This is a genomic window from Arenimonas sp. MALMAid1274 (assembly GCF_049195245.1).
Classification (GTDB): domain Bacteria; phylum Pseudomonadota; class Gammaproteobacteria; order Xanthomonadales; family Xanthomonadaceae; genus Arenimonas.
On the sequence record NZ_JBMIRR010000027.1, the window covers coordinates 112,461 to 137,593 of the forward strand.

The 25,133-nt window shown below is 70.8% G+C and carries 26 protein-coding genes; 8 read left to right on the plus strand and 18 right to left on the minus strand.

The window, feature by feature from the left end; all coding sequences use genetic code 11:
• Positions 1-22: 22 nt before the first annotated feature.
• Positions 23-1,243 (plus strand): HD-GYP domain-containing protein, encoded by a 1,221-nt coding sequence (locus ACOQFR_RS08855; protein ID WP_421380984.1) that lies wholly within the window; start codon positions 23-25, stop codon positions 1,241-1,243.
• Positions 1,240-2,499, plus strand: coding sequence for a putative bifunctional diguanylate cyclase/phosphodiesterase (locus ACOQFR_RS08860; protein ID WP_421380987.1), 1,260 nt, complete (start codon positions 1,240-1,242; stop codon positions 2,497-2,499). Before ACOQFR_RS08855 ends, ACOQFR_RS08860 begins: the two co-directional genes overlap by 4 nt.
• A 1-nt stretch (position 2,500) precedes the next feature.
• On the opposite strand, the gene ACOQFR_RS08865 is transcribed toward ACOQFR_RS08860, so the two are convergent.
• Entirely contained in the window at positions 2,501-3,094 is a 594-nt protein-coding gene (locus ACOQFR_RS08865; RefSeq protein ID WP_421380990.1) for a response regulator transcription factor, read from the minus strand.
• Between the two features lie 129 nt (positions 3,095-3,223).
• Here ACOQFR_RS08865 and ACOQFR_RS08870 point away from each other — a divergent pair, with 129 nt between their 5' ends.
• On the plus strand, positions 3,224-3,769 hold the full coding sequence (locus ACOQFR_RS08870) for a YaeQ family protein (RefSeq protein ID WP_421380993.1): 546 nt from the start codon (positions 3,224-3,226) through the stop codon (positions 3,767-3,769).
• A 15-nt stretch (positions 3,770-3,784) separates the two neighbouring features.
• On the opposite strand, the gene ACOQFR_RS08875 is transcribed toward ACOQFR_RS08870, so the two are convergent.
• From ACOQFR_RS08875 to ACOQFR_RS08885, 3 genes are read right to left on the minus strand one after another with little or no spacing between them, the layout of a single operon-like run.
• The gene (locus ACOQFR_RS08875; RefSeq protein WP_421380996.1) at positions 3,785-4,711 is read right to left on the minus strand and encodes a DMT family transporter; all 927 of its coding nucleotides are present in this window, start codon (positions 4,709-4,711) and stop codon (positions 3,785-3,787) included.
• Entirely contained in the window at positions 4,708-4,965 is a 258-nt protein-coding gene (locus ACOQFR_RS08880) for a GIY-YIG nuclease family protein (RefSeq protein ID WP_421380999.1), read from the minus strand. Before ACOQFR_RS08880 ends, ACOQFR_RS08875 begins: the two co-directional genes overlap by 4 nt.
• Entirely contained in the window at positions 4,965-5,258 is a 294-nt protein-coding gene (locus ACOQFR_RS08885; protein WP_421381001.1) for a YkgJ family cysteine cluster protein, read from the minus strand. The genes ACOQFR_RS08880 and ACOQFR_RS08885 overlap by 1 nt, the downstream gene beginning before the upstream one ends.
• Before the next feature lie 69 nt (positions 5,259-5,327).
• On the opposite strand from ACOQFR_RS08885, the gene ACOQFR_RS08890 reads away from it, so the two are divergent.
• Positions 5,328-6,233: a DUF2785 domain-containing protein gene (locus ACOQFR_RS08890; protein ID WP_421381004.1), complete on the plus strand. Its 906-nt coding sequence runs from the start codon at positions 5,328-5,330 to the stop codon at positions 6,231-6,233.
• Positions 6,234-6,237: 4 nt separating this feature from the next.
• Here the strand turns inward: ACOQFR_RS08890 and ACOQFR_RS08895 are convergent, their stop codons facing one another.
• From ACOQFR_RS08895 to ygiD, 5 genes are read right to left on the minus strand one after another with little or no spacing between them, the layout of a single operon-like run.
• A complete protein-coding gene (locus ACOQFR_RS08895) occupies positions 6,238-7,161 on the minus strand; it encodes a peptidylprolyl isomerase (RefSeq protein ID WP_421381007.1) in 924 nt (307 codons plus the stop codon).
• Between the two features lie 52 nt (positions 7,162-7,213).
• Positions 7,214-8,191 carry a serine/threonine protein kinase gene (locus ACOQFR_RS08900; RefSeq protein ID WP_421381010.1) on the minus strand — a complete coding sequence of 326 codons (978 nt, stop codon included), beginning with the start codon at positions 8,189-8,191 and terminating at the stop codon, positions 7,214-7,216.
• On the minus strand, positions 8,188-8,784 hold the full coding sequence (locus ACOQFR_RS08905) for a class I SAM-dependent DNA methyltransferase (protein ID WP_421381013.1): 597 nt from the start codon (positions 8,782-8,784) through the stop codon (positions 8,188-8,190). Before ACOQFR_RS08905 ends, ACOQFR_RS08900 begins: the two co-directional genes overlap by 4 nt.
• Entirely contained in the window at positions 8,781-9,653 is an 873-nt protein-coding gene (locus tag ACOQFR_RS08910; RefSeq protein WP_421381016.1) for a bile acid:sodium symporter family protein, read from the minus strand. The genes ACOQFR_RS08905 and ACOQFR_RS08910 overlap by 4 nt, the downstream gene beginning before the upstream one ends.
• Positions 9,654-9,668: 15 nt before the next feature.
• Positions 9,669-10,460 carry a 4,5-DOPA dioxygenase extradiol gene (gene ygiD / locus ACOQFR_RS08915; RefSeq protein ID WP_421381019.1) on the minus strand — a complete coding sequence of 264 codons (792 nt, stop codon included), beginning with the start codon at positions 10,458-10,460 and terminating at the stop codon, positions 9,669-9,671.
• A 140-nt stretch (positions 10,461-10,600) separates the two neighbouring features.
• Between ygiD and ACOQFR_RS08920 the strand changes: the two genes are divergently transcribed.
• Together ACOQFR_RS08920 and ACOQFR_RS08925 are read left to right on the plus strand one after the other, a co-directional pair.
• Positions 10,601-10,966 carry a PadR family transcriptional regulator gene (locus ACOQFR_RS08920; protein ID WP_421381022.1) on the plus strand — a complete coding sequence of 122 codons (366 nt, stop codon included), beginning with the start codon at positions 10,601-10,603 and terminating at the stop codon, positions 10,964-10,966.
• Positions 10,963-11,871, plus strand: a complete 909-nt coding sequence (locus ACOQFR_RS08925) for a sensor domain-containing protein (protein WP_421381025.1) — start codon at positions 10,963-10,965, stop codon at positions 11,869-11,871. Before ACOQFR_RS08920 ends, ACOQFR_RS08925 begins: the two co-directional genes overlap by 4 nt.
• Positions 11,872-11,934: 63 nt before the next feature.
• Here the strand turns inward: ACOQFR_RS08925 and ACOQFR_RS08930 are convergent, their stop codons facing one another.
• The 8 genes from ACOQFR_RS08930 to ACOQFR_RS08965 form a co-directional block, all read right to left on the minus strand.
• Positions 11,935-12,327, minus strand: a complete 393-nt coding sequence (locus ACOQFR_RS08930; RefSeq protein ID WP_421381028.1) for an MAPEG family protein — start codon at positions 12,325-12,327, stop codon at positions 11,935-11,937.
• Positions 12,328-12,388: 61 nt separating this feature from the next.
• A complete protein-coding gene (locus ACOQFR_RS08935) occupies positions 12,389-13,552 on the minus strand; it encodes a GGDEF domain-containing response regulator (protein ID WP_421381031.1) in 1,164 nt (387 codons plus the stop codon).
• On the minus strand, positions 13,552-14,547 hold the full coding sequence (locus ACOQFR_RS08940; RefSeq protein ID WP_421381034.1) for a chemotaxis protein CheB: 996 nt from the start codon (positions 14,545-14,547) through the stop codon (positions 13,552-13,554). The genes ACOQFR_RS08935 and ACOQFR_RS08940 overlap by 1 nt, the downstream gene beginning before the upstream one ends.
• Complete coding sequence (locus ACOQFR_RS08945; protein WP_421381037.1) at positions 14,544-17,105, minus strand: hybrid sensor histidine kinase/response regulator; 2,562 nt, start codon at positions 17,103-17,105, stop codon at positions 14,544-14,546. Before ACOQFR_RS08945 ends, ACOQFR_RS08940 begins: the two co-directional genes overlap by 4 nt.
• Positions 17,102-17,740 carry a chemotaxis protein CheW gene (locus ACOQFR_RS08950; protein WP_421381040.1) on the minus strand — a complete coding sequence of 213 codons (639 nt, stop codon included), beginning with the start codon at positions 17,738-17,740 and terminating at the stop codon, positions 17,102-17,104. The genes ACOQFR_RS08945 and ACOQFR_RS08950 overlap by 4 nt, the downstream gene beginning before the upstream one ends.
• Entirely contained in the window at positions 17,737-19,062 is a 1,326-nt protein-coding gene (locus tag ACOQFR_RS08955; protein WP_421381043.1) for a CheR family methyltransferase, read from the minus strand. The genes ACOQFR_RS08950 and ACOQFR_RS08955 overlap by 4 nt, the downstream gene beginning before the upstream one ends.
• Entirely contained in the window at positions 19,059-19,505 is a 447-nt protein-coding gene (locus ACOQFR_RS08960) for a chemotaxis protein CheW (RefSeq protein WP_421381046.1), read from the minus strand. The genes ACOQFR_RS08955 and ACOQFR_RS08960 overlap by 4 nt, the downstream gene beginning before the upstream one ends.
• Positions 19,506-19,520: 15 nt before the next feature.
• Complete coding sequence (locus tag ACOQFR_RS08965) at positions 19,521-21,167, minus strand: methyl-accepting chemotaxis protein (RefSeq protein WP_421381049.1); 1,647 nt, start codon at positions 21,165-21,167, stop codon at positions 19,521-19,523.
• 114 nt (positions 21,168-21,281) lie between these two features.
• Here ACOQFR_RS08965 and ACOQFR_RS08970 point away from each other — a divergent pair, with 114 nt between their 5' ends.
• Positions 21,282-22,583: an NADH:flavin oxidoreductase/NADH oxidase family protein gene (locus tag ACOQFR_RS08970; protein WP_421381052.1), complete on the plus strand. Its 1,302-nt coding sequence runs from the start codon at positions 21,282-21,284 to the stop codon at positions 22,581-22,583.
• A 10-nt stretch (positions 22,584-22,593) separates the two neighbouring features.
• Complete coding sequence (locus tag ACOQFR_RS08975) at positions 22,594-23,166, plus strand: DUF1415 domain-containing protein (RefSeq protein WP_421381055.1); 573 nt, start codon at positions 22,594-22,596, stop codon at positions 23,164-23,166.
• Positions 23,167-23,314: 148 nt separating this feature from the next.
• Here ACOQFR_RS08975 and ACOQFR_RS08980 read toward each other — a convergent pair whose 3' ends face one another.
• The gene (locus ACOQFR_RS08980) at positions 23,315-25,096 is read right to left on the minus strand and encodes an acyl-CoA dehydrogenase C-terminal domain-containing protein (protein WP_421381058.1); all 1,782 of its coding nucleotides are present in this window, start codon (positions 25,094-25,096) and stop codon (positions 23,315-23,317) included.
• Positions 25,097-25,133: the final 37 nt, after the last annotated feature.

Consider the following 25,133-nt stretch of genomic DNA (forward strand, 5'->3'; position numbering starts at 1 on the left):
CGTTGGGGGACGGTGGGGACTCATGGCGTTGGAAGAAAAGCGGATCCTGGTTGGTCTGCTGGAGAAGGGCATGTTCGTCAGTCGCCTCGACCGCGACTGGGTGGGCACGCCATTTCCGTTCCAGGGTTTTTACATCGAGTCCGACAACGATGTGGAGCTGCTGGGCAACTATTGCACCAGCGTGTTCATCGACGTGCTCAAGAGCCCGTTGACCGACCCCGGCCTGCAGTCGCTGCCGCGTCCGGCCCCCGGGGTATTCCCGCCCCGTGGGCCCACCTACCGGAACACCGTGGCGGTACAGGATGAATTGCCGCGCGCCCGCACCGCCCATGCCGACGTGCATCGGCTGGCGGCGGGTGTCGAGGCGGCGGTTCGCGCCGGCCAGCGGTTGTCGCCGCAGGCCGTGCGCGACGCGATGGAGCCCATGGTCGAAAGCCTGCTGCGCAATGCCGACGCGCTGTTCTGGCTGATCAGCCTGCTGCGCCGCGACGACTACGCCTACAGCCACGCGGTGAACTGCAGCGCGCTGGCGGCCGCCTTCGGACGCCATCTGGCGCTGCCGCGGGAAACCCTGGTCGAACTCGCCACCGGCGGCTTTCTGCTCGACGTCGGCAAGGCCGCGCTGCCCGATAGCCTGTTCAACCACGCAGGGCCACTGGAGCCGGCATCCATACAACGCATGCGCAGCCATGTGTCCGAAGGCCTGCGTGTGATCGACGAATCCGGCATCCGTGGCAAGTGGGTGCGCGACATGGTCGGCTGCCATCACGAGCGGCACGACGGCAGCGGCTACCCCGACCGCCTGGCCGGTGACCGCATTCCGCTTGCGGGCCGAATGGGCGCGGTGATCGACACCTATGACGCAATCAGCAGCGATCGCCCGCACTGCAAGGGCGAGTCCCGGCACGACGCGCTGCAGGAGGTCTACCGTGCCAGTGACCGCCTCTACCAGGGCGAGGTGGTGGAACAGTTCCTGCAGTGCCTGAGCGTGTATCCCACCGGCTCGCTGGTGGAGCTGAGCACGGGAGAGGTGGCGATCGTGATGGCGCAGAACCAGGCGCGTCGCCTGCTGCCGCGGGTGATGCTGCTGCTGGATGCCAACAAATACCCCTACCGTCCGTTCCGCGACGTGGACCTGATGACGGCGGGCGGCGAGAAGGCCGGTGCCGGCGCCGCCAAGATCGTCGCGGCGCTGGAGCCCGGCGCCTACGGCCTGGATCCGGCCGAGCTGTTCCTGGCATGAACGCAGGCAGCTACGCCAACGCGGGCACGGCGCTGATGGCGACTCTGGGGCCGCACCTGCAGGCCAGCACGGCCAGCGGCCGGCCGCTGGGCCTGCTGATGCTGGGGCTGCAGGGCCTGCGCCAGTTCAACATCCAGAACGGTTACGGCAACGGCGAGCGGCTGGTGGCGAAGGTGCAGGCGATGGTGCAGGCCGCACTGCGGCCCGGCGACCTGGTGTTCCAGATCGGTCCCGCGGATTTCGCGGTGCTGTTGCCGGTGATTCCCGACGGCAAGCACGCCGTGCTGGCGGCATCGCGGCTGCTCCGGCAGTTCGAGCAGACGCTGGAGGTCAACGGCCGGCCGGTGCTGGCTTCGGTGGCAGTGGGCATCGCGGTGGCGCCCGAGCATGGGCTGGACGCGGATTCGCTGTGCCGGCATGCGGAAGCCTCCCTCGCGCTCGCCCTGGGTGCGGCCGACCGCATGGCGATGGCGCCGGCGCAGGTGTTCGACACCGGCATCGAGCCGGCGGACCTTCGCGAGGCGATCCAGGCCGGGCACCTGGGCATCCACTTCCAGCCGCTGTGGGACCTGCGCGCCGGCCGCGTCGCCGGCGCGGAAGCGCTGGCGCGCTGGCAGCATCCGACCCGCGGCGCGATCAGCCCGGCGGTCTTCGTGCCGATGGCCGAGTCCACCGGCATGATCGCCGAGCTCACCCGCTGGAGCATCAACGCCAGCCTGCAGCACGCGGTGGACGCGCGCGAGGCAGGCATTCGCCTGCCGGTGTCGATCAACCTGTCGGCCGTGGCCTTTGCGGAGCGTGGTTTGGTCGAACACCTGGTCGGCGCGCTGCGGCTGTGGGGCGTGCCGGCCGACGACGTGGTGATCGAAGTCACCGAGACCGCCATCATCGCCGACCTCGACAAGGGCGCCCGCATCCTGGACCGGCTCAGTGCCGAAGGCGTGCGCGTCTCCATCGACGATTTCGGCGTCGGCAACTCGTCGTTTGCCTACCTGCGCGAGTTCCCGGCCACCGAGCTCAAGATCGACCGGTCCTTCGTCACCGGCATGCTGGGCAACGAGCGCTCGCTGCAGCTGGTGAAGGCAATGATCGACTTCGCCCACCACCTGGGCATCCGCGTCGTCGCCGAAGGCGTGGAGGACACCGCCACCCTGGAGCGTCTGGCCGAACTGAACTGCGACCACGCGCAGGGCTATGCGATCGGCCGGGCGCAGCCGGCCGCGGATTTCATCGCCGGCCTGGTGGCCGGCCACTGACTCAGGCCGGCGAGGTCTCGTCGTCGGTGTCGGCCGCCTGCACGCCGGCCGGCGGCAGTCGCCGCGGCACCTGCTGGGCGTCGAGCAGCCGCTCGATGCGGGCGAATACCTCGGCGCGCGCGAACGGCTTCTTCATGAAGTCGTCGGCACCGATGCGGTGCACGTAGAACTGCTCGGTGGCCTGCTCGTTGCCGCTGATCATGATCACCGGCACCTCGCGGGTGAACGGGTCGCGGCGCAGCTGGCGCAGCGCGGCGAAACCGTCCATGCCGGGCAGCACGATGTCCAGGAAGATCAGCTCGGGGCTCTGGGTGCGGGCGATGTCCAGGCCGGTCTCTGCATCGGCCGCCTCCAGCACGGTGTAGCCGTTCTGGCGCAGCATGCGCGAGAGCAGGGCGACGATGGTGGCCGAATCGTCGATCACCAGCATGCGGGTGCCGGGCCGGGCGTTGGCGCGCGCCTTGACGCGGCGCTCGTTGCCCGAGGGCGCCGCCGCGACCGGCGTGGCGCCATCGGCCGGGGCTTCGGCAGCGGGCCGCGGCGCGGGCCGGGCGCCCCAGCCGAACATCTGCTTGATCTTGTCGTAAACGCTCACGCCGCCATCCCCTTCCCCCGATACAGGCGCTAGTGTCCATGCCCGGCCCGCGGCTGGCAATCGCCCGCACTGGACATCGGTGCCGGGCTCGCGCAGTCTGCCCGCCCGCCTGTCCCGCCTGGAGTTGCCGTGGCCCCCAAGTCGACCGTGTACAAGGCCACCCTGCAGGTCAGCGACATGGACCGCAACTACTACGCCGGCCACGAGCTGGTGCTGGCCCAGCATCCGTCGGAAACCGACGAGCGCCTGATGGTGCGGCTGCTGGCCTTCGCCCTGCTGGCCGACGAGCGCCTGGAGTTCGGGCGCGGCCTGAGCACCGACGACGAACCCGACCTGTGGCGCAAGGACCTCACGGGCGCGATCGAACAGTGGGTGGAACTGGGCCAGCCCGACGAGTCGCGCCTGCGCAAGGCCAGTGGTCGTGCGCGCGAGGTGGTGCTGCTCACCTACGGTGGCCGCGGCGCCGACCTGTGGTGGGAGAAGAACGAGGCCGCGCTGGCGCGCCTGAAGAACCTGCGCGTGATCGACATCGCCGCCGAGGACAGCAAGGCCCTGGCCGGATGGCTGCGGCGCGGCATGGACCTGCAGGCGATGGTTCAGGACGGCGTGCTGCAGCTGGTGGATGGCGAGGCCACGCTGGAGATCACCCCGCGCCTGCGCCGCGAGGCCGGCTGAAAGGTCCGCGCCGCTTCAGTCCAGCGCCTTGGCCTCGGACGTACCGAGGGTGGCGGGATCGGGCTTGTGTCGTGGCCCACGCGTCAGCAGCGGATGCAGGAAGACGCCGGAGAGGATGATCACCACGCCCGCGTAGAACATCGCGCCCAGCTCGCGCTGCTCGCCCAGCAGCAGCACCGCCAGCACGATCGCGTAGACCGGCTCGAGGTTGATCGCCAGCTGCGCCGCAAACGCGCTCATGTTCCGCAGCGCCACCAGCGACAGCGCGAACGGCAGCAGGGTGCAGGCCAGGGCCAGCACCAGCAGCATCGCCCCGTCGTGCAGGCCCGGCAGCATCCAGGGCGAGCCGAACCAGGGGATCAGCGGCGCCGCCAGCGCCAGCAGCAGGCCACCGGCGCCCAGCTCGACGAAGGTGACCGTCAGCGCATCGGCGCGCTCGACGTAGCGCTTGTTGAGCGCCCCGAAGATGGCCACCAGCACCGCCGAGATCGTGCCCACTACGATGCCCAGGCGCATGCCGGCGGGCACGCCGCCCACCACCAGGGCCACGCCCGGCACCACGGCGATGCCCAGCAGCAGTTCGCGCGGCTGGAACCGGCGCCCGGTGACCCAGGGCTCGACCACCGGCAGGAACACCGTGGCCAGGGCAATGCAGGTCACCGCCACCGAGGCATTGGCCAACTTGATCGAGCCGTAGAAGGTGAGCCAGTGCAGCGCCACCAGCGCACCGATGCCGGCATAGATGCCCAGCAGGCGCACCGGCATCGCGCGCAGGCCGCGCCATACGCGCGGCACCAGCAGCAGCGCCGCCGCGACCAGGGCCATGCGCCACACCACCAGCGCCATCGCGGGCAGGGTGATGGCCTTGCCCAGGATGGCGGTGAACCCCCACAGCAGCACGCAGGCGTGGATCTGCCACTGCGCCCTGGCCGCGGGCGTCACGCCGGCACCGCCGCGCTGGCCGCCAGGGCGCGCTTGTCGGCGGCGCTGAGCTGCTTGATGGCGTACTCGGCCTTGAGCGCGCTGGACCGGTCGGCATGTTCGAAGCGCGCCAGCAGCCGGCGCGGCGGATGCGAGCGCGTGTAGCGCGCGCCCTTGCCGGCGGCATGCGCGGCATAGCGCTTGTCCACGTCCACCGCGACGCCGGTGTAGAGGCTGCCGTCCTGGCATTCGATCAGATACACGAACCAGGCCATCACTGCAGGCTCAGCGCGATGCGGCGCCAATCGGCGCGCACCTCGAGGCAGTCGCCGCCGCCCATGTCGAACTCCCGGCAGACGAAGGGCCGCTGCTCGTAGATGCTGCAGCACATGCGCTCGCGGTCCAGCGCGACGCACCAGCCGTCGTCGGCCTTGGCCATGATCAGGTAGCCCTCGCGGTCCTGGTCCAGGAAATGCTCCGGCGGCGCATCGCCGGGCAGCACCAGCACGGGCAGCTGGCAGCAGCAGGCCTGGCACTGGTCGCAGCGGATGGCGGGGTCGGTGGACACGGCCCCATTGTCCCATGCCGGCCGCCTCGTGCCGGCGTAGCATGCGGCGAAAACCACGGGAACCCGACCATGGCCATCACGCCCCGCGCCCTGCTGCTTGCCTGCCTGCTGGCGCCCGCCGCGGCGACCCTGGCAGCCTGTCCGCCTGCGGGGCAGGACCGTGCCTCGTTGGCCGCGCTGAAAGCCAAGGCCTTCCAGGTGGACGACGACGCGGCGCGCCAGGCACTGGCTCTGGCGCTGGTGGACTGCCTGGCGGATCCGGATCCGTCGCTTCGCGACGGCATCGCCTACGAATCCCTCGCGGCGTGGCTGCGGGCCGATGCGCTGGATCGGGCTACGCGCGAGCAGTTGCTTGCCGTGCTGCTGCCGCGCATCGACCCCGCCGCGGCCGACCCCGACGGTTTCGGCGCACCGTTCGCGGCCCTGGTGATGTCGGAACTCGCGCGCACCGACCGGGTGTCGGCCTGGCTGACGCCCGCGCAGCGCGCAAGCCTGGTGGAAGCATCCGCGCGCTACCTGGAGGGCGTGCGCGACTACCGCGGTTTCGACGATCGCGAAGGCTGGCGCCACGGCGTGGCGCACGGTGCCGACCTGCTGATGCAGCTGGCCTTGAATCCCGCGCTCGACAAGCGGCAGCTCTCGCGCGAGCTGGAAGCGGTGGCCTCGCAGGTGGCGCCGCCGGGCGCACCGGCCTACCACCATGGCGAAGCCGAGCGGCTCTCGCGTCCGGTGCTGTTCGTACTGCAGCGTGGCCTGCACGACGAACCGGAATGGTCCGCGTGGATCACGCGCATCACTGCCCCCGCGCCGATGAAGGCCTGGTCGGAGGCGTACGGCTCCGAGGCCGGACTGGCCCGCCGCCACAACACGCGGATGTTCCTGCTGGCGCTGTACGTGGGCCTGCGCGAAAGTGGCAGCGAGCCGCTGCAGGCGCGCGTGCCGGCGGTGGTGGCCGGCCTGCGCGCGGTGGACTGAAGGCTTAGTCCTTCGCGGGCGTAGTTGCGCGAACGGGCACCGGTACGTTGCAAAGGTCGATGTGGCCGGCCGGATGCAGGTACCAGTCGTCGCGGCGGTTGCGGCGCGATTCCACCAGCGCCTCGAACGTCGGCGTGTCGGTGCGCATCACCTCGATCTGCTCGCGCTCGGCTTCCGGCACCGAAGCGGCCAGGCGGATCGCGCGGATCGGCGTGCGCTGTTCCGGCTTTTCATAGAAGCCCAGTGGCCCCGTGCCGCGCGGCAGCACGCTCAGGCGCTCCATGCCCTGCACGACGCGTCCCACGGTGGTGATGTTGCGGTCCAGCTGGCGCGGCGACTGCCCGGTGACCACGTACAGCTCGGTGCCGTTGCTGCTGTCGGGCGGACCGCCGCGGCCGGCGCCGACCGTGCCGTAGCAGTGCGCGGCCCAGGCCAGCCCGGCCTCCGGGTCGCGCGCCGCCGGCATGCCCGCGGCGAACCCCACCTGCGGTGCCCAGCCGTCCACGTCGGGCAGGCGGGTGAAGGCCAGGCCCTGCGCGGGGCGGGTGAACTCGGCGGGCAGCTTCGCGGCCGCCTCGCCCAGTGGGCGCGCCTTCTTCGGGTCTTCGGCCTCGGCGTCGCCCCACTGCACCACGAAGTTGTCGTGCGAGCGGTTGATGCTCAGGCCGTCGTAGTACTTGCCGCGCACCAGGGTGAGGATGTTGGCGACGTGCCGCGGCGCGAAGGCGGGCGCCAGCTCGATCACCACGCGGCCACTGTCGAGCTCCAGGTACAGCGTGTGCTCCGGGTCCAGCCGGCGCCAGTCCGAAGGCTGCGAGGCGTCCAGCACCTCCTGCATCGTGCGGCCCTTGGGCGGCGCGTCATCGGCGGCGGCGCAGGGCAGGCTGGCCAGGGCCAGGACGAGCAGCAGGGGTCGCATCGGGGCCATCGGGCGCGCTCCATTCGAGGTTGCCGAAGACTAGCGCATCGCCGCGCGACGGTCAGTCCGGGTCCGGCGGCGCTTCCTGCAGCGCGGCCAGCTGTTCCTGCATCTGCGTGATCACCGATTCCCAGTGGCGTGGGGCCTGGAACCAGGGGAAGGCCACCGGGAAGGCCGGGTCGTGCCAGCGCCGGGCGATCCAGGCGTTGTAGTGCAGCAGGCGCAGCGTGCGCAGGGGTTCGATCAGGTGCAGCTCGCGGCGGTCGAAGGGGCGGAACTGCTCGTAGCCCTCCAGCAGCCAGCGCAGGGGTTCGGCACTGTCCTCGCGCCGGCCCGCCAGCATCCACAGGTCCTGCACCGCCGGGCCGGTGAGGGTGTCGTCGAGGTCGACGAAGTGCGCCTGGTCCTCGCGCCACAGGATGTTGCCGGGATGGATGTCGCCGTGGATGCGCAGCATGTGCACGTCGCCGGCACGGTCGTGGCAGTCGTGCATGGCATCGAGCAGCGCCTCGGCCAGCGATTCGAAGTTGCCTTCCAGCTCGGGCGGAATCCAGCCTTCATCCAGCAGGTAGTCGATGGGATCGTGGCCGTGGCTGTCCAGGGTCAGCGCGCCGCGGTGGCGGAAGCGTTCGCCGTCACCGACCGCATGCAGGCGGCCGAGCACGCGGCCGATGTGGCGCAGCGTTTCGCGGTCGCCGGGCTCCGGGGCGTGGCCGCCACGCAGCGGGAACAGCGCGAAGCGATGGCCGCCGTGGTGGTGCAGGCTGCGGCCGGCATGGTGCAGCGGCGCCACCACCGACAGGTCGGCGGCCTGCAGCTGCGCCGCGAAGCTGTGCTCCTCGTCAATTGCTTCGTCGGTCCAGCGGCCGGGCCGGTAGAACTTGGCCACCAGCGGCGGCCCGTCCTCCATGCCGATCCGGTAGACGCGGTTTTCGTAGCTGTTGAGCCCGAGCACGCGGCCGTCGCTGCGCAGCCCCAGCGACTCGATGGCGTCCAGGATGCGGTCGGGGTCGAGGTCGGCGTAGGGCGTGTCGCTCACTTCGCGGCCAGTTCCAGCGCCGTGGCGGCCGCGGCCAGCTCGCGGCTCAGGTAGGCCTGCGAGCCGACGGCCGTGAAGCCGGCCCGGGCGAAGGCGCGGCGATACCAGGCCGCGGGCCGGCGGCGCATCTCGTGCAGGTCGCCGATGATGTCGTCACCTTCGGCGAACACTTCCAGGAAGGCCACGCCCGAGCACAGGCGCGAGAATTCGGCCAGGCCGCGCAGCAGTTCGTCGTCGGGCAGGTAGTGCATCACGTCCGAGCACACCAGCAGGTCCACCGGCTTGCCAGGCGGCAGTGCGGCCAGGTCGCCGAACGGCAGCCAGTGCAGGTTGCGGCGCAGGCCGTGCCGGCGGATGGCGTAATCGCTCGAATCCACGCCCATGTAGCGCAGCTTCGGACGCAGGGCCAGCAGCGGCGCGCGCCAGGCGCCTTCGCCGCAGCCCACGTCCAGCACCGATCGCACCGGGCGGCCCAGGTGCAGTTCGGCCACCGCCACCGCCAGCGCCACTTTCCGCGCCAGCGCGGCCTTGCCGCCCAGGTCGCGCTGGCGGTACCAGGTGTCGAAGTAGCGGCGGTCGTAGGTCTTGCTCATGGCGGCGCGGGTGCCTGGCGCCGGCGCAGCAGCCACAGCGCGAAGAGCGCGGCGGTGAGGTACATGCTGAGCGAATACACCGCCGGCGCGATCGCCGCCTGCGAGCGCTGCAGCACTTCGATGGCGATGAAGATGGCCAGGGTGCCGTTGTGGATGCCGATCTCGAAGCTGATGGCGATCGCCTGCGGCTCGGCCAGGCGCGCGGCGCGGGACGCGAAGTAACCCGACAGCAGGCTGATCAGGTTGAACACGACGCAGGCCAGGCCGACCACCGGCGCGAACTGCTTCACCATTTCCCACTCGGACATGAAGGCCATCACAATCAGCACGCCCAGCAGCAGCGAGGACAGCGTGCGCACGGGTTTCTCGGCGGCGTCGGCCAGCGCCGGCTGCCAGCCGCGCAGCGCCATGCCCAGGGCCACCGGCACGATCACCAGCACGGCCACTTCCATCACCTTGCCGATGGGCGGCGGCACGCTGGCCTCGGCGCCCAGGAACACCGACAGCGCCAGCGCGGTCCACAGCGGCAGCGTCAGCAGGGCCAGCAGGCTGTTGATGGCGGTGAGCGTGATGTTGAGCGCGACGTCGCCGCGCGCGAGATGGCTGAACAGGTTGGCCGTGACGCCGCCGGGCGACGCCGCCAGCAGCACCAGCCCCAGCGCCAGCTCACCGGGCAGGTTGAAGGCGCGGCACACCAGGAAGGCCAGCGGCGGCAGCAGCAGCGACTGCACGGCCAGCGCCAGCAGCACCGCGCGCGGCATCTTCAGCACGCGGCGGAAATCGGCCAGGGTCAGGTGCAGTCCCAGGCCGGCCATCACCACGGCCAGCGCGAGCGGAAGGAACAGCACCAGCAGCGGATTGTCCTGCACGCGCGCCTCCCCGGCTCAGTCGGCGCCGATCAGCACGGAACGCATCGAGATCGATCCCGATACCGACTCGTTGAAGAATTCCACCTTGTCCTCGGGACGCTGCAGCGCGAGCACGTACAGCAGGGGCAGGTAGTGTTCGGGCGTCGGCACGGCCAGGTGCGCGTCGGGGCCCAGGGTCTCGTAGCCCAGCATGCCTTCGTGGTGCCCTTCGGCGATGCGCTCGGCGATGTCCTCGTCGAAGCGCAGCGCCCAGTCATAGGGCTCGGGCTTGTTCTGCCGCCACAGCCGCAGGTTGTGCACGATGTTGCCGGTGCCCACCACCAGCACGCCTTCGTCGCGCAGCGGCGCCAGCTGTTTGGCGATGTCGTAGTGCCAGGCGCCGGGCTGCAGTATGGACAGGCTCATCTGCACCACCGGGATGTCGGCCTCGGGGTACATCGGCCGCAGCACGCCCCAGGCGCCGTGGTCCAGGCCGCGGTGGCTGTCCAGGTGCACGCGCGGCTGCGGGATCAGCTCGGCGACGCGATGGGCCAGCGCCGGGCTGCCGGGCGCGGGATAGCGCACGTCGAACAGGGCACGCGGGAATCCGTGGAAATCATGGATGGTGTCGGGCCGCTCGGCGGCGCTGACGTAGATGCCCTGGGTTTCCCAATGCGCGGAGATGCACAGGATGGCCTTGGGCCGGGGCAGGCGCTGGCCCAGGACCTGCCAACTTCGCCGCCACTGGTTGTCCTCGATGGCGTTCATTGGCGAACCGTGGCCCAGGAACACCGTGGGCATCGGGCCGGACAGGGACGCGGGGCTCATCGAGGAACTCTCCTGGGGGTCGGGGCCTGCCTAAACACTACCACCCTGACTTCCGGCACTGCGCGTCCCGCGTGCCGGCAGCTAGTGTGGACTTAACGATATAGCCAAGTGGGCTGTATCCGGCAGTCGAGGGCAGGGGCATGGTCGAAACCGAAAGCCACGTGAAGAAATTCCAGAAGGAGCTCAGTGCCGGCACCGTCTCCCTGGTGCTGCTGGCGGTGCTGGGGCAGTCCACCGAGCCGCTGTACGGCTACCAGATCGCCAAGCGGCTCGAGCTCACCGGCGACCCGCTGCTGGTGGGCAAGCAGAGCGCGCTCTACCCGGTATTGCGCAACCTCAGCGCCGCCGGCCTTGCCGAGAGCCACGTCGAGCCCTCGGTCTCTGGCCCGCCGCGCCGCTACTACCGCATCACCGAGCTGGGCAGCCAGGTACTGGCCGACTGGGCCGCCACTTGGCAAACCACCCGCCGATCCGTCGATTCCGTGCTGGAAGGAAACCTGCGATGAATGCCGCCACCCCGAAAACCATCCCCGACTACCTCGACCAGCTGCGGCACGCGCTGCGCGGCGCCGACCCCGCCCTGGTGCAGGACGCGCTGTACGACGCCGAGGAATACCTGCGCTCGGAACTGGCGGACAACCCCGGCACCGACGAGGCCACCCTGCTGGCCAACATCGCCACCACCTACGGCGCGCCCGAGGAAGTGGCCGACATCTACCGCGACACGGAAGTGCAGGTGAGCAAGGCGCTGAGCCCGCCGCCGAAGCCGGCGCAGCGCAGCGCCCTGGGCGGATTCTTCGGCGTCGTGACCGACGCCAGGGCGTGGACGGCGCTGTTCTACATGCTGCTGTCGATGGCCACCGGCATCGTCTACTTCACGGTGGTGGTGACCGGGCTGAGCCTGTCGGCCGGGCTGGCCGTGCTGATCATCGGCATCCCGTTCGTGATCCTGTTCCTGGGCGTCGTGCGGCTGCTGTCGCTGGTCGAAGGCCGGCTGGTGGAAGTGATGCTGGGCGAGCGCATGCCGCGCCGGCCGCTGTACGCCGAGCGCGGGCTGCCGCTGATGACGCGCATCGGCCGCATGTTCACCGATCCGCGCACCTGGACGACGATGCTGTACATGCTGCTGATGCTGCCGCTGGGCATCGTCTACTTCACGGTCGCGGTGACGCTGCTGTCGGTGTCCCTGGGCCTGATTGCCGCCTTCGTGGTGGCGCTGGCGGAAATCCTGGGCATCGGCATGTTGGACGTGGACTGGTACGTCACGCTGCCGGCGATGTGGGAATTGCCGCTGCTTCTGCTGGTCGGCGTGCTGGGCCTGTTCCTGACCCTGCACCTGGCGAAGCTGGTCGGCTGGCTGCACGGCACGCTGGCCAAGCACCTGCTGGTCAAGACTGCCCAGCACGCGTGAAGCGCCCAGGCGTGGCGGTCGACGGCGGGCCCGCAGCGGCCCGCCGTTCCGGTGGCCGGGCCGTCAGGCCAGCACGAAGGTCCAGATGACGCCCCACAGTCCCTGTGCCACCAGCACCACGTTCGCCAGGCCGGCGACGGTAAAGGGCATCGCGCGGCTCCTGGCGGGGTTGGCATAGGCCAGCACGTACCACACGCGTCCCAGCAGCCACAGCGCGCCGAGGGTGGCGGCCAGCCACACCGCACCGAACTCCGCCGCGACCCACAGCGCGGGCAGGAACATCAGCGCCGCCTCCTGGGTGTTGCCCTGCACGCGGAAGATGCGCTCGAAACCCTCGTGGCCGGTGGTGGCCGGTGCCTTGATGCCGTAGCGGCCGCGGGCGCGGCCCACCATGATCAGGGTGGCCATCAGCAGCAGCACGGTGAGCAGGGTGATCAGGGCGATGTAGGGATGCATGGCGGAGTCCTGTCGGGAAGAAGAGGGGGTGCCGCCGCAGTGGGCGGAACCGGATCGGCAGTCAAGGCGTTGTCACCGGGCCGGCAAGCGCGACCAGCTGCACGCCCTTGCCGTTTTCCTGTCGCAGCGAGTGCGGGTCCAGGCCCAGGTCGGAGAGCCGGCCGACCACGTCCTGGTCGGGGCCCGGAAACACGCCGTAGCCGCGATTACGGCCTTCGAGCTTGCTCAGGTACAGCGCCACGTCGGCCAGGTTCAGCACCTGGTCTCGGCTGAGCTGCGCGCCGTCGCTGCCCACCCAGGGCAGGGGCGCGTAGCCGAGCGAACAGGTGACGCGCAGGCTGAGCCCGCCCGGCAGGCGCATCGGGGTTTCGCTGACGCTGTGCAGCACGCGGTAGGCGAAATCACGCGCGCCCTCGTAGTCGTAGCCGTGGCCGACCACCAGGAATTCTTCGCCGCCCCAGCGCAGCAGCCCGTCGTTCTCGCGCAGGTTCTGGCGCAGGCGGCGGGCCACCTCCACCAGCACGGCGTCGCCGGTCTCGTGGCCGTAGCGGTCGTTGATCTGCTTGAAGTGGTCCAGGTCGAACAGGCAGAAAGTGAAATGGCCGGGCGCGCGGTGCCGTCGTTCGGTCGGGGGCTGCGGCAGGTTCGGCGCCTGCTCGAGGAAAAACTTCAGGTAGCGACGGTTGCGCAGCCCGGTCAGCGCGTCGGTCAGGCTGGCCTCGGTCAGTTCGCGATTCATCAGCTCCAGCTGCGCCTTCTGGCTTTCCACCTGCTGGTTGCGCGCCTCCAGCGCCGCCCGGCTTTCGATCAGGGCCTGGAACGCGGCCTCGCGCGCCTCGGCGGCCGCGGCCGCGCGCGCGTGGTAGCGCACGCGCGCGACCAGCTCGAGCGGGCTGGGCAGCTTGACCACGTAATCGTTGGCGCCGCGGCGGAAGGCCTCCACCTTGGTTTCGGGCTCCTCGGCCGCGGACAGCATCACCACGGACACGTCGGTGAGATCGGGATCGGCGCGCAGGCGCGACAGGACTTCCAGTCCGTCCACCGGCTCCATGTTCAAGTCCAGCAGCACCACGTGCGGCCGCAGCTGCAGGGCCAGCACGATGGCGCCGTCGGCATCGGAGGTGGTGGTGACCTCGAGTTCGGGGGCCAGCGCCAGCATGGAGCGCACCGCCTCCAGGATGATCGGCTGGTCGTCGACGATCAGCACGCGCAGGGTCTCGTCCATCACGCGCGCCCCTTCGCCAGCTGGCGCACCAGCGCCGGTCCGATCGCCGCCAGGTCCAGCGCCTGCTGCGCGGCGCCCGATTCCATCGCCGCGCGCGGCATGCCGTACACCACGCTGCTGCGTTCGTCCTGCGCCAGCGTGTGCCAGCCGCGCCGGCGCATCTCGCCCAGGCCCGCGACGCCGTCGCTGCCCATGCCGGTCAGCAGGGCGGCCACGCCCGGCGCCGCGTGCAGGGCCAGGCTGGTGAACAGTGCATCGACGCTGGGCACGTGCAGCTCACTCGCGCGCGCGGCCTGGCGGCTGAACTGCAGCGAGGGCAGCAGCACCAGGTGGCCGCCGCTGCCGGCGACGTAGACACGGCCCGCGCGCGGCGTGTCGCCCCGTTCGGCCACCGACACCGGCAGCTTGCTCTGGCTGCCCAGCCACTCGGCCAGGCCGCTGGTGAATTCACTTTCGATGTGCTGCACGATCAGCACCGCGGCCTGCAGGTCGGTCGGCAGGCTGGCCAGTACCTTGGCCAGCGCGAGGGGGCCGCCGGTGGAGGCGCCGAGCGCGATGATCGGCGGCTGCCGCGTGCTGGGGGCGGCGGTGGCGGCCGGGCTGCCGATGCCGGCCGGACCGACCAGGCTGGCCAGGCGCTGGATGCGCGTGAGCGTGCGCTGGCCTCCGATCAGTTCACCACTCTCGTCCAGCCGCGGCGGCTCGATCAGGCCCAGGGCGCCCAGCCCGAGCGCCTCGTAGCCGTCGCCCGCCGCCTGGCTGGACGCCAGCGCGATCACCGAAATGCCGCCTTCGATCAGGCGCGGCAGGTGTTCGGCCCGGCGGCCCAGCAGCTCGAGCTCGACCAGCAGCAGGGCGGGGGGCTGGCGGCGGCATTCGCGCTCGAGTTCGGTGCGGTCCGCGGCCTGCCAAAGCAGTTCGTGGTCGCTGCGTGACAGGGTGCGGCGCAGGGCTTCGCGCACGAGGCGGTCGCGGTGGGCGATGGCGAGTTTCATTCCGGGGCCTCGGCGTCGCCGATGAGGGAGTGCACGACGTCCAGGAAGCCATGTTCCTGGAAATCGCTCTTGGTGAGGTAGGCGTCGGCGTGCACTTCCAGGCCACGGCTGCGGTCTTCGGGCCGGTCGCGGTAGGACACGATCACCACGGGCAGGTTGCGCAGGCGCGGGTCCTGCTTGATCGAGCGGGTCAGTTCGATGCCGTCCATGCGCGGCATGTCCACGTCGGTCACCACCAGATCGCAGGGCCATTCACGCAGGCGCATCCAGGCGTCCATGCCGTCCACAGCCACCTCCACGTCGAAACCCTTGGCCGACAGCAGCTGGCGCACCAGCTCGCGCACCGAGATCGAGTCGTCCACCACCAGCACGCGACGCCGCCGGCTGGCGTCCGCCTCGTCGCCCTGGCCCGCGAGGCGGCCATGCTGGCGCTCGCGCTCCAGCGCGCCGCGCATTAGGTCTTCGGTGTCCAGCAGCACCACCGGCGCGCCGTCGGGCATCAGCGCCAGCGCGGCCAGGTCGGCGACCCGGCCCAGGCGCGCGTCCAGCGGGCGGGTGGCCAGGTCGAATTCGCCGAGCACCGAGTCCACCGCGAAGCCGGCGCGACGGCCGTCTTGCGCCACCACCACGATGTCCGTGCCTTCGCCGCCGCCGCGCGTGTTGCCCAGGTCCAGCAGTTCGGCCAAGGGCACCAGGCCGATGTTCTGGCCCTCCAGCGCCAGGTACTGCATGCCTTCGCGGCGGTGGATCTGGTCGGGCGAGGCGCGCACCAGGCGTTCGATGCGCAGCAGCGGGAAAGCGTAGGTTTCGCCGGCCACGCCCACGGCCACCGCGCGGGTGACGGCGCGGGAAATCGGCACCAGCAGGCTGAACCGGGTGCCGGCGCCCGGCGTGGAGTGCAGGCGCACGCTGCCCTCGAGCTGCTTCAGCATCTGCCGCACCACGTCCAGGCCCACCCCACGCCCGCTGATCTCGCTGACTTCCTCGCGCGTGGTGAACCCGGCCGCGAACAGGGATTCCGACAAAGTGTCCTCGTCCAGCGCCGCCGCCTCCTCGTCCGACAGTCCGCGCTCGCTGCGCAGCCTGGCGCGGACGCGCTGGAAGTCGATGCCGGCGCCGTCGTCGCTGACCTCGATGGACAGCATGCCGGCGCGATAGCTGGCAGCGATGTTCAGCAGGCCTTCTTCGGGCTTGCCGGCCGCGAGCCGGCGGGCCGGATCCTCGATGCCGTGGTCGAGGGCGTTGCGCAGCAGGTGGGTCAGCGGCGCGTCCAGGCGCTCGAGCACGTCGCGGTCCACGGCCAGCTGCTCGCCCGACAGCACCGCACGCGCACGCTTGCCAAGCTGGCGCGACAGGTCGCGCACCATGCGCGGGTAGGACTCGGCGATATCGGCGAAGGGCCGCAGCCGGGTTTGTGACGCGTGGTGGTAGAGCCGCTCGGTGAGGTCGGCCGATTCGCGCTCGTAGGCCCCGAACTCGTCCAGCCATTGGTTGATGGTGCCGCGCGAGGACGACAGCTGCTGGCGCAGCCCCGCCAGCTGGCTGCCCACGGGCGTCTGCGGGCTGGGGGCGCCGAGTTCGTGGTGCAACTCGTCGAGCAGGCGCGAGGCCGCCGCGAGATCGCGGCGCAGGCGCTGCTGGCGTTCGCCGAACGGACGCAGGCGGCGGTTTTCGACCATGCCGGTGCCGGCCAGCGCGATCAGGCGGCCGACGTGGCTGGCGCGCACGCGCAGGATCGGGTCGGTGTCCTCCACGTCGATGTAGGTCGGCACCGGTGCCGCCAGCGTGGCGGCACCGGGCGCGGTCGCGGGCGCGGCCGGACCCGGGGCCGCCAGCAGCGCCGTGCACAGTTCCGCGGCGGCCTGGCGCGCGGCCGGCGAATCGTCGGTGCCCAGCCGGCGCAGGCGATCCACCGCACGCAGCGCCAGATCCAGGCGTTCGGCGTCCAGCGGCAGCGCGCGCTTTTGCGCGGCGCTCAGGCAGTCTTCCAGCGCATGCGCCAGCCGCACCGCGTCCTCGTTGCGCACGGCGCGGGCCGCGCCCTTGATCGAGTGCGCGGCGCGCATCAGCGGCGCCACCAGCTCGAGCCGCTCGGGTGATTGCTCCAGCTGCAGCAGCACACGCTCCATGGCGTTGCACTTGTCGTCCACTTCCGTCGCGAACAGGGCCCGCAGGCGCGCGTCCACGCCCGCGGGCACGGCGGCCGGCGCGGGCACCGCGATCGCGGCCGGTTCGTTGGCCAAGGCCTGCAGGGCGGCGATGGCCGGCTCGAATTCTTGGGCAGCGATGGCCGTGAGCGCGTCCATCCAGCGCCGCGCCTGCGCCACGTGTTCCTCGCGCGAGCCGACGCCCTGCCACAGGCCCTGCATTCGCTCGATCACCGCCGGCAGCGGCGTGTCGCCCAGCGCGCGCGTGGCGCCCTGGAAGCCGGCGAGGCGACGCTGCCACTGCGCGGCGGCGGCGCCGTCCTCGCCGTGCGCCAGCGCATCGGCGAAACGGCGCAGCTGCGGCAGCAGGCGCGCCAGTTCCTCCTGCATCAGCGGCCACAATGCCTTCATTCGAACACCGCCGACCGCAGCAGGCGGGTCACCGCGTCCGCATCCAGCAAGGCCACGTGCCCCGACGCAGTCGGCATCATCGCGCGCACGCAGGCATCCAGCGGCGCCCGCAGCGTGTCGGGCGGCGGTTCGACGGCATCGTCGGAATAGGGCAGCAGGCCGCGCACTTCGTCGCAGCGGAACGCCAGCGGGCCACTCTCGTCTTCCACCAGCACCAGGCGCGCGGTGGCGCCGCCCGGATCGCGGCGGCCCAGGCCCAGCAGCTCGACCAGCGACACGCACAGGCGCAGCTCGCCGCGCACGTTCACCACACCCTCGATGCGGCCGTCCGTGCGGTGCGCGAGCCGACGCACGGGCGGGTTGGCCGCGACTTCCGCCACCAGGCCGGGCGGCAGCCCGAGCCACTGCTGTCCCAGGCGGAACACCAGCGCCGTGCGCGTGCTGGTGGCGCGGCGGGTGTCGGACGGGATCTCGTCGCTGTCCTCCAGCGGTGATTCGCGGTCGAGCAGCTGCCGTGCCGCGGCCGCGTAGATCGGGCAGTTGCGGCAGTGCAGGACTTCCAGCAGGCGTTCGCAGCTCTGGTCGCCGCCCTGCACGCCGATCACGCGCCAGCAGTTGGCGGGCAGGCCGGTCACGGCGAGGCCTCGCGATGGCGCTGGCGCAGGCGGGCGGCGCGCGCGCGCAGGTCGCGCGCCTGGTCACCGGCACCCCGGCGTTCGGCCAGGCCGATGCGCTGTTCGATGGCGTCCAGGTGGTTGCGGTCGAGGTAGAGCACCTGCGTGAACGCGCGGTCGGCGGCATCGGCATGCCCGGACGCGGACTCAAGCAGGCCCAGCAGATACAGCGCAGCGACATCGGCCGGCTGACGCGCGAGGTGCAGCAGGCAGGCGGCGCGGGCCTGGTCCACGTGGCCGGCATCGGCGAGGTCGTGTGCAAGCCGGATGGCGTCGTCCGGCGCGGCGACGGCATCGGCAACCAACGGGACGGACGCGCGTTCGCGCGGGGGTGCCCCTCCCTGGGACGTCGCATCGCCGCGCGGCACGGCAGGCGCCGGCTCACGGGCCGGGGCGGGGACCGAGCGGCTTCGCGCGCCGGTCGACGACAGCCGTTCCATCGTGCCGGTGGCCTGCCGGCGTGGCGCGGCGGACCGCCCCGACCCCACGCTGGCCGCGGCCCGCGGCCCGCCATGGATGAAGCTCAGCGGGCAGCCGCCTTCGTAAGGCTGCAGCGCATCCGACATCGAACTCAGCACTTCCGCCTGGCCGGCCAGCACCAGGGCCGGCACCTGCGACGCCGACAGCAAAGTGTGCAGCAGCTGCCCGCGCGCTTCCGGGTGCAGATAGATCAGCAGGTTGCGGCAGAACACCACGTCGAACGGGTCTTCCGCGCGCAGCAGCCCGGGATCGAGCGCATTGCCCACCCGGAAGCGAACGCAGCGGCGCAGCACCGGGTCGGCCTGCAGGCTGCCGTCGGCCGCTTCGTGCAGCCAGGGCGTCGGCACCGGCTGGCCACGCAGTGCACTGCGGCGGAACACGCCGGCCTGCGCGCGGCGGATCGCGGCCTGCGAGACATCGATGCCCAGCACGTCGATGTCGGCAGGCGCCAGCCCGGCCTCGAGCAGGGTGATGGCCGCCGAGTAAGCCTCCTCGCCGGTGGAGGAGGGCAGGCTGAGCACGCGCAGCGGTCGCCGTGCCGGCTGTTCGCGGGCATGGCGGGCCAGGTCCTGGAACTGTTCGGCGGCGCGGAAGAACCAGGTCTCGGGCACGACGAAACATTCGCAGAATTCACCGAAGGCCTCGGCGTCGAGCAGCACCTTGCGGTAAAGCGCGGCATCGTCGGCCGCCGCCAGCGCGCGGCGGGCGTCGGCGAAGGCATCGTCCACCACGCGCGCGCCCAGCGTGCCCGGGTCCAGGCCCAGGCGCGTCTGCAGCAGGTCCAGCAGCGCGGCGCGGCTCATGCCGGGGCGGCCTGCTGGTAGAGCGCGGCCAGCTCGGCCGGGAGCAGCTGCATCGGGTCCACCAGCTGGGGCAGGCCGGCGCTGTGCGCCAGGTGTTCGCCCAGCCAGGGCGCACCGGCCACCGCCAGGCCGGGCAGGGTGTCGCCCATCGCCACCAGGTCGAGCACGTTTTCGGCCAGCAGGCCGACCAGGCGCTGGCCCGGGTCCTGCGGCAGCGACAGCACCATCAGGCGGGTCGAACGCAGCGGCCGCGAATCGCGGCCCAGGGCCAGCCGGCACAGGTCCACCACCGGCGTGAGCGTGCCGCGGAAGGGCAGCAGGCCGATGACGCCATCGGGCGCCAGGGCAAGCGGGCGCAGGGTGCGCCGCGGCAGCAGTTCCACCACGAACGAGGCCGGCAGCGCCAGCCGCAGCTCGCCCACCTGGAATGCGATCGCCAGCATCGTCGCGCTTTGGACTCAGTTGCCGACGTTGAACTGGGCGATTTCCTGCTTCAGCACCGACACCGCGTCGCGCAGGCTTTCGGTGGCGCTGTTGAACTCGCGCAGGGACACCGAGGTCTGGCGGGCACCGTCGATCAGCTGGCCCATGGCGTCGCCGATCTGGCGCGCGCCCTGGCCCTGGCTGCGCATGCCGTGGTTGACCGCGTCGAAGCGCTCGGAAAGCGTCTTGACCTGGCTGATGATCTGGCCAAACTGGCCGCCCACGCGCACCACGTTGCCGACGCCGCTGCGAACTTCCTCGGCGAAGCGGTCGATCTCCATCACGCCCGCGGACACCGCGTTCTGCATCTGCTTCACCATCTGCTCGATGTCCAGCGTGGCCACCGCGGTCTGGTCGGCGAGGCGGCGGATTTCGCGCGCCAGCACCAGGAAGCCCAGGCCCTGTTCGCCGGCCTTCTCGGCCTCGATGGCGGCATTGATGGACAGCAGGTTGGTCTGGTCGGCCACCTTGGAAATGGTGGTGACCACGCCGGTGATTTCGGCCGCCTCCTCGCGGATGGCGGCCAGCCGCGCCGCCATGGTGTTGGCGGCCTGGGCCAGGCGGTCCATGGTGGTGTCGAGATTGCGCAGGCCCGCCTGCCCATCCTCAGCGAGGTCGGCGGTCTGGCTGGCCACGGCGTTCACGCCTTCCATGGTGGACAGCAGCTCGGCGCTGGTGGCGTTGATCTGCTTCACCGCGGCGGCGATCTGGTTGGTGGACGCGCCGAAGCTCTGCACCGTGGCTTCCTGCTGGCGGCTGGTGGCGGCGAACTCGGTGGCCGTGCTCATCAGCTCGATGGACGCCTGCTTGGCGCGGGTGACCAGGGCGCGCAGGCTCTGGGTCATGCCGCTGATGGCCTTGAGCAGGCGGCCGGCCTCGTCGGTGTCGTTGCCGGGCGGCACCTCGGTGGCCAGGTCGCCGGAGGCGACCCGGTGGGCAACGTCGGCCGCCATCTGGATGCGCGAGGACAGCTGCCGCGCCGAGCGGTTGGCATAGACGGCCATGAACCCGACCACCAGCAGGATGGCGCCGCCCAGGATCAGCAGGGTGCGGCTCTGTTCGCCGATCACCTCGTCGGCCACCCGCTCGAAGTTGATGTTGTTCTGGGTGGCGATCTCGACCACGCGGTCGATGGCCCGGCGGTGGGTGTCGTAGCTGCGGCCCATCGGCACCAGCAGCGCGCGGGCCCGGTCGCGGTCGCCGGCGCGCACCGCCGGCACGAACTGCTCGTCCCGGACGCGGAAGAATTCGATGGCGGCGCGGTTGGCCTGCACCGTCATCAGGTCGCCCAGCTCGTTCTTGTCCAGCGTGCGCTTCCAGAACTCCTGGCGCGACTCGAAGTCCAGCCGCAGCTGGTCGCCGCGTTCGATCAGCTGCGAGATGCGGGTGGGATCGGTCTCGTCCACCATCTGCAGGGTCAGCAGGTAGGACTCGATGATGTAGGCCGGCGGCGGCAGCACGTCGGCGATCAGGTCCTTGCCCAGCACGATCTCGGTGTAGATCGGGCCCTTCACCCGCACCTGTTCCAGCGTGCGCCAGGTCGTGAAGCCGAACACCAGGAACAGCCCGGCGAACACCGCCACCAGCAGGGACAGCCTGCCGGCCAGTTGGGACTCACGCATCGCTTCCGCTCCCCTGTGGATTACCCCTCGATTTAAGCACAACCCAAGGGCCACCCGGGTGACCCGTGGCCGCCCGCATGCGGTCTAATGGGCCATCCGGCCCGGGAGTGCAAGATGACCGACCCGCTGTCCCAAGCCCTGCGCCTGCCCTGCGGCGCCGTGCTGCCCAACCGCCTGTGCAAGGCCGCGATGACCGAGGGCCTGGGGGATGGCCGGCTGCGCGCGACCGATCGCCACGTGCGCCTTTACCGGGCCTGGAGCGAGGGCGGCGCCGGCCTGCACATCACCGGCAACGTGATGATCGACCGGCATGTGCTGGAGCGGCCGGGCAATGTCGCCATCGATCCGCGCCATCCGCCCAGCGTGGATGCCGAGGCGATCGCGCGGCTCAGGGCCTGGGCGTCGGCCGGCACGGTAGGCGGCAACGGGCTGTGGATGCAGGTCTCGCACGCCGGCCGGCAGTCGCCGCGCTACGTGACGCGGCAACCGGTGGGGCCGTCGGACGTGCAGCTCGACCTGCTGGGCAACTACGCGCGACCGCGTGCGCTGACGGAAGCCGAAATCCTGGAGCTGGTGCAGCGTTTCGCGCAGGTCGCGGTGATCGCCCGCGACTGCGGCTTCACCGGCGTGCAGGTGCATGGCGCCCACGGCTACCTGCTCAGCAGCTTCCTGTCGCCGGTGACCAATCGCCGCACCGATGCCTGGGGCGGCTCGCTGGCCAACCGCGCCCGCTTCCTGCTCGAGACCGTGCGGGCCGTGCGCGCGGCGGTGGGGCCCGATTACCCGGTCTCGGTGAAGCTCAATTCCGACGATTTCCGCAAGGGCGGCTTCAGCCACGAGGACTGCCTGGGCGTGGTCGGCCTGCTCAACGGCGCGGGCATTGACCTGCTGGAGATTTCCGGCGGCAACTACGAGCAGCCGCGCCTGCTGGGCGTGTCGGGCCGCGACGACGACGCGGTGCAGGTGCGCGCCAGCACGCGGGTGCGCGAAGCCTATTTCCTGGATTACGCGGCCGCGATCCGGCGGGTGGCGACGATGCCGATGATGGTCACCGGCGGGTTCCGCACGCGCGCCGGCATGGAAGCGGCGCTGGCCAGCGGCGACACCGACCTGATCGGCCTGGCCCGGCCGTTCTGCACCCATCCCGATGCGGCGCGCCGGCTGCTGGCGGGCGAGATCGACACACTGCCTGCCTTCGAACACCGGCTGTACCTGCGCCCGCGCGGGCGGCTGTCGCCGGCCAGTCCCTGGCTGCTGGCCAAGATGGTGAACGTGCTGGGCGCCCAGGGCTGGTACTACCAGCAGATGGACCGGCTGGCCGACGGACGCGCGCCGGACCTGTCGCGTGGCATGCTGCGCTCCTTCGCGCGTTACTGGTGGAATGACCTGAGCAAGGCCGCGCAGCTGCGGCGCTAGGAGAGCAATCATGTCCGACCACGATCCCCTGCACGGCATCGAGCCGCTGGCCGACGAGACGGTGATTGCCGCGATGCGGGAATGGCTGGAGAAGGCCGTGATCGGGCTCAACCTGTGCCCCTTCGCCAAGGCCGTGCACGTCAAGCGGCAGATCCGCTACGTGGTCAGCCATGCGGCCGACGAAGAGGCGCTGATCGAGGACCTGCTGCACGAGCTGCAGCTGCTGGCGTCGGCCGATGCGGCCGACATCGAGACCACGCTGCTGGTGCATCCTCGCGTGCTGGCCGATTTCCTGGACTACAACGACTTCCTGGACATCGCCGACGCGGCCGTGGACGAACTCGGGCTGGATGGCGTGCTGCAGGTCGCCAGCTTCCACCCCGACTACCAGTTCGCCGACAGCGAACCCGGCGACATGGGCAACTTCAGCAACCGCGCGCCCTATCCCTGCCTGCACCTACTGCGCGAGGACAGCGTCGACAAGGCGGTCGCCGCCTTCCCCGACGCCGGCCGCATCTTCGAAACCAACATCGAGACCCTGCGCCGGCTGGGTCCCGAGGGCTGGGCGGCGCTTTGGCGGTAGGCGTTTTTGGGTTTTGTTTTTAGACGCGGATAAGAGCCCATTACGCGGATAGAGCCAGAGCGAATGGAAGCTTGATCCGGCAAGAACCAACCTTGCTCGCTTTTGCACTATCCGCGTGATTGGCTTTTATCCGCGTCAAAAAAAACCGTCAGAACATCTCGGCAGGGGTCGCCATCAGGGTCGGCGCACCCGCGCGGGCGGCGCGGAACTGGTGGTCGGTTTCCGGCAGCAGCCAGGCGAAGTAGAAGCGCGCGGTCGCGACCTTGGCGGCGTAGAAGCCGTCGTCGGTCTTGTCCAGCGCCACCGCGGCCATGCGTGCCCAGAGCCAGGCATAGGCCAGGTGGCCGACGATGCGCAGGTAGGGCACCGAGGCCGCGCCGACCTCGTTGGGGTCGGCCTTGGCCTTGGCGCCGATTTCGCCGGTCAGGCGCGCGGTGTCGGCCAGCAGCTTGGCCAGCGGCGCGGTGAACTCGTTCATCGCGGCGTTGCCCGACTGCTGCTTGAGGAAATCCTCAACCAGGCGGGCGAAGCGGCCGAACTTGGCGCCGCCGTCCAGCAGCACCTTGCGGCCGAGCAGGTCCAGCGCCTGGATGCCGTTGGTGCCCTCGTAGATCATGTTGATGCGCGCGTCGCGCACGAACTGGTCCATGCCCCATTCGTTGATGTAGCCATGGCCGCCGTAGACCTGCATGCACAGGTTGGTGGTCTCGTGCGCGGTGTCGGTGATGAAGGCCTTGACCACGGGCGTCAGCAGGGCCATCAGCTCGTCGGCCTCTTCGCGCACCGCCGGATCCGGATGCGCGTGCTCGCGGTCGATCAGCAGGGCGGTCCAGGTGGTGAACGCGCGGCCGGCCTCGGTGTAGGCGCGGCTGGTGAGCAGCATGCGGCGCACGTCGGGGTGCACGATGATGGGGTCGGCCGCCTTGGCCGGCAGCGCGGCGCCGGTGGGGGCGCGGCCCTGCAGGCGGTCCTTTGCGTAGGCCACGGCGTTCTGGTGGGCGGCCTCGGCCTGGCCCAGCGACTGCATGCCCACGCCCAGGCGCGCGGAGTTCATCATCACGAACATCGCGGCCAGGCCCTTGTGCGGCTCGCCGATCAGCCAGCCTTGGGCGGCATCGAAGTTCATCACGCAGGTGGCGTTGCCGTGGATGCCCATCTTGTGTTCGATCGAGCCGGCGGCCAGCGAGTTGCGTTCGCCCACGGCGCCGTTCGCATCGGGCAGGAACTTCGGCACCAGGAACAGCGAGATGCCCTTGGTGCCGGCCGGCGCATCCGGCAGGCGCGCCAGCACCAGGTGCAGGATGTTGTCGGCCAGGTCGTGTTCGCCGGCGCTGATGAAGATCTTGGTGCCGGTGATGGCGAAGCTGCCGTCGCCCTTCGGCTCGGCCCGGGTCTTGAGGATGCCCAGGTCGGTGCCGCAGTGCGGCTCGGTCAGGCACATGGTGCCGGTCCATTCGCCCGACACGATCTTCGTCAGGTAGACCTGCTTCTGCTCGTCGGTGCCGAAGGCCATCAGGCATTCGTAGGCGCTGTGCGAAAGGCCGGCATACATCAGCCAGGCCTGGTTGGCGGAGTTCCACATTTCGTACAGACGGTTGTTGAGGATGGTCGGCAGGCCCTGGCCGCCGAAATCCGGATCGCAGCCCACCGAGGGCCAGCCCGCGTCCACGAACTGGGCATAGGCCTGCTTGAATCCCGTGGGCGCGGTGACCACGCCCTGGCCGTGGAAGGTGCAGCCTTCGCGGTCGCCGACCTGGTTCAGCGGCTGGATCACCTGGCTCGCGAACTTCGCGCCTTCCTCCAGCACGGCGTCGATGGTCTCCACGTCGATGGCTTCATACGGCGGCAGCGCCTTGAGCTCGTCCTGGACCTTGAGCAGCTCGAACAATACGAAGCGCATGTCGCGCAGCGGCGCGGTGTACTGGGGCATGGGAAGCGACCGGGGTGGGTGAGGGTGGCGCGGACTC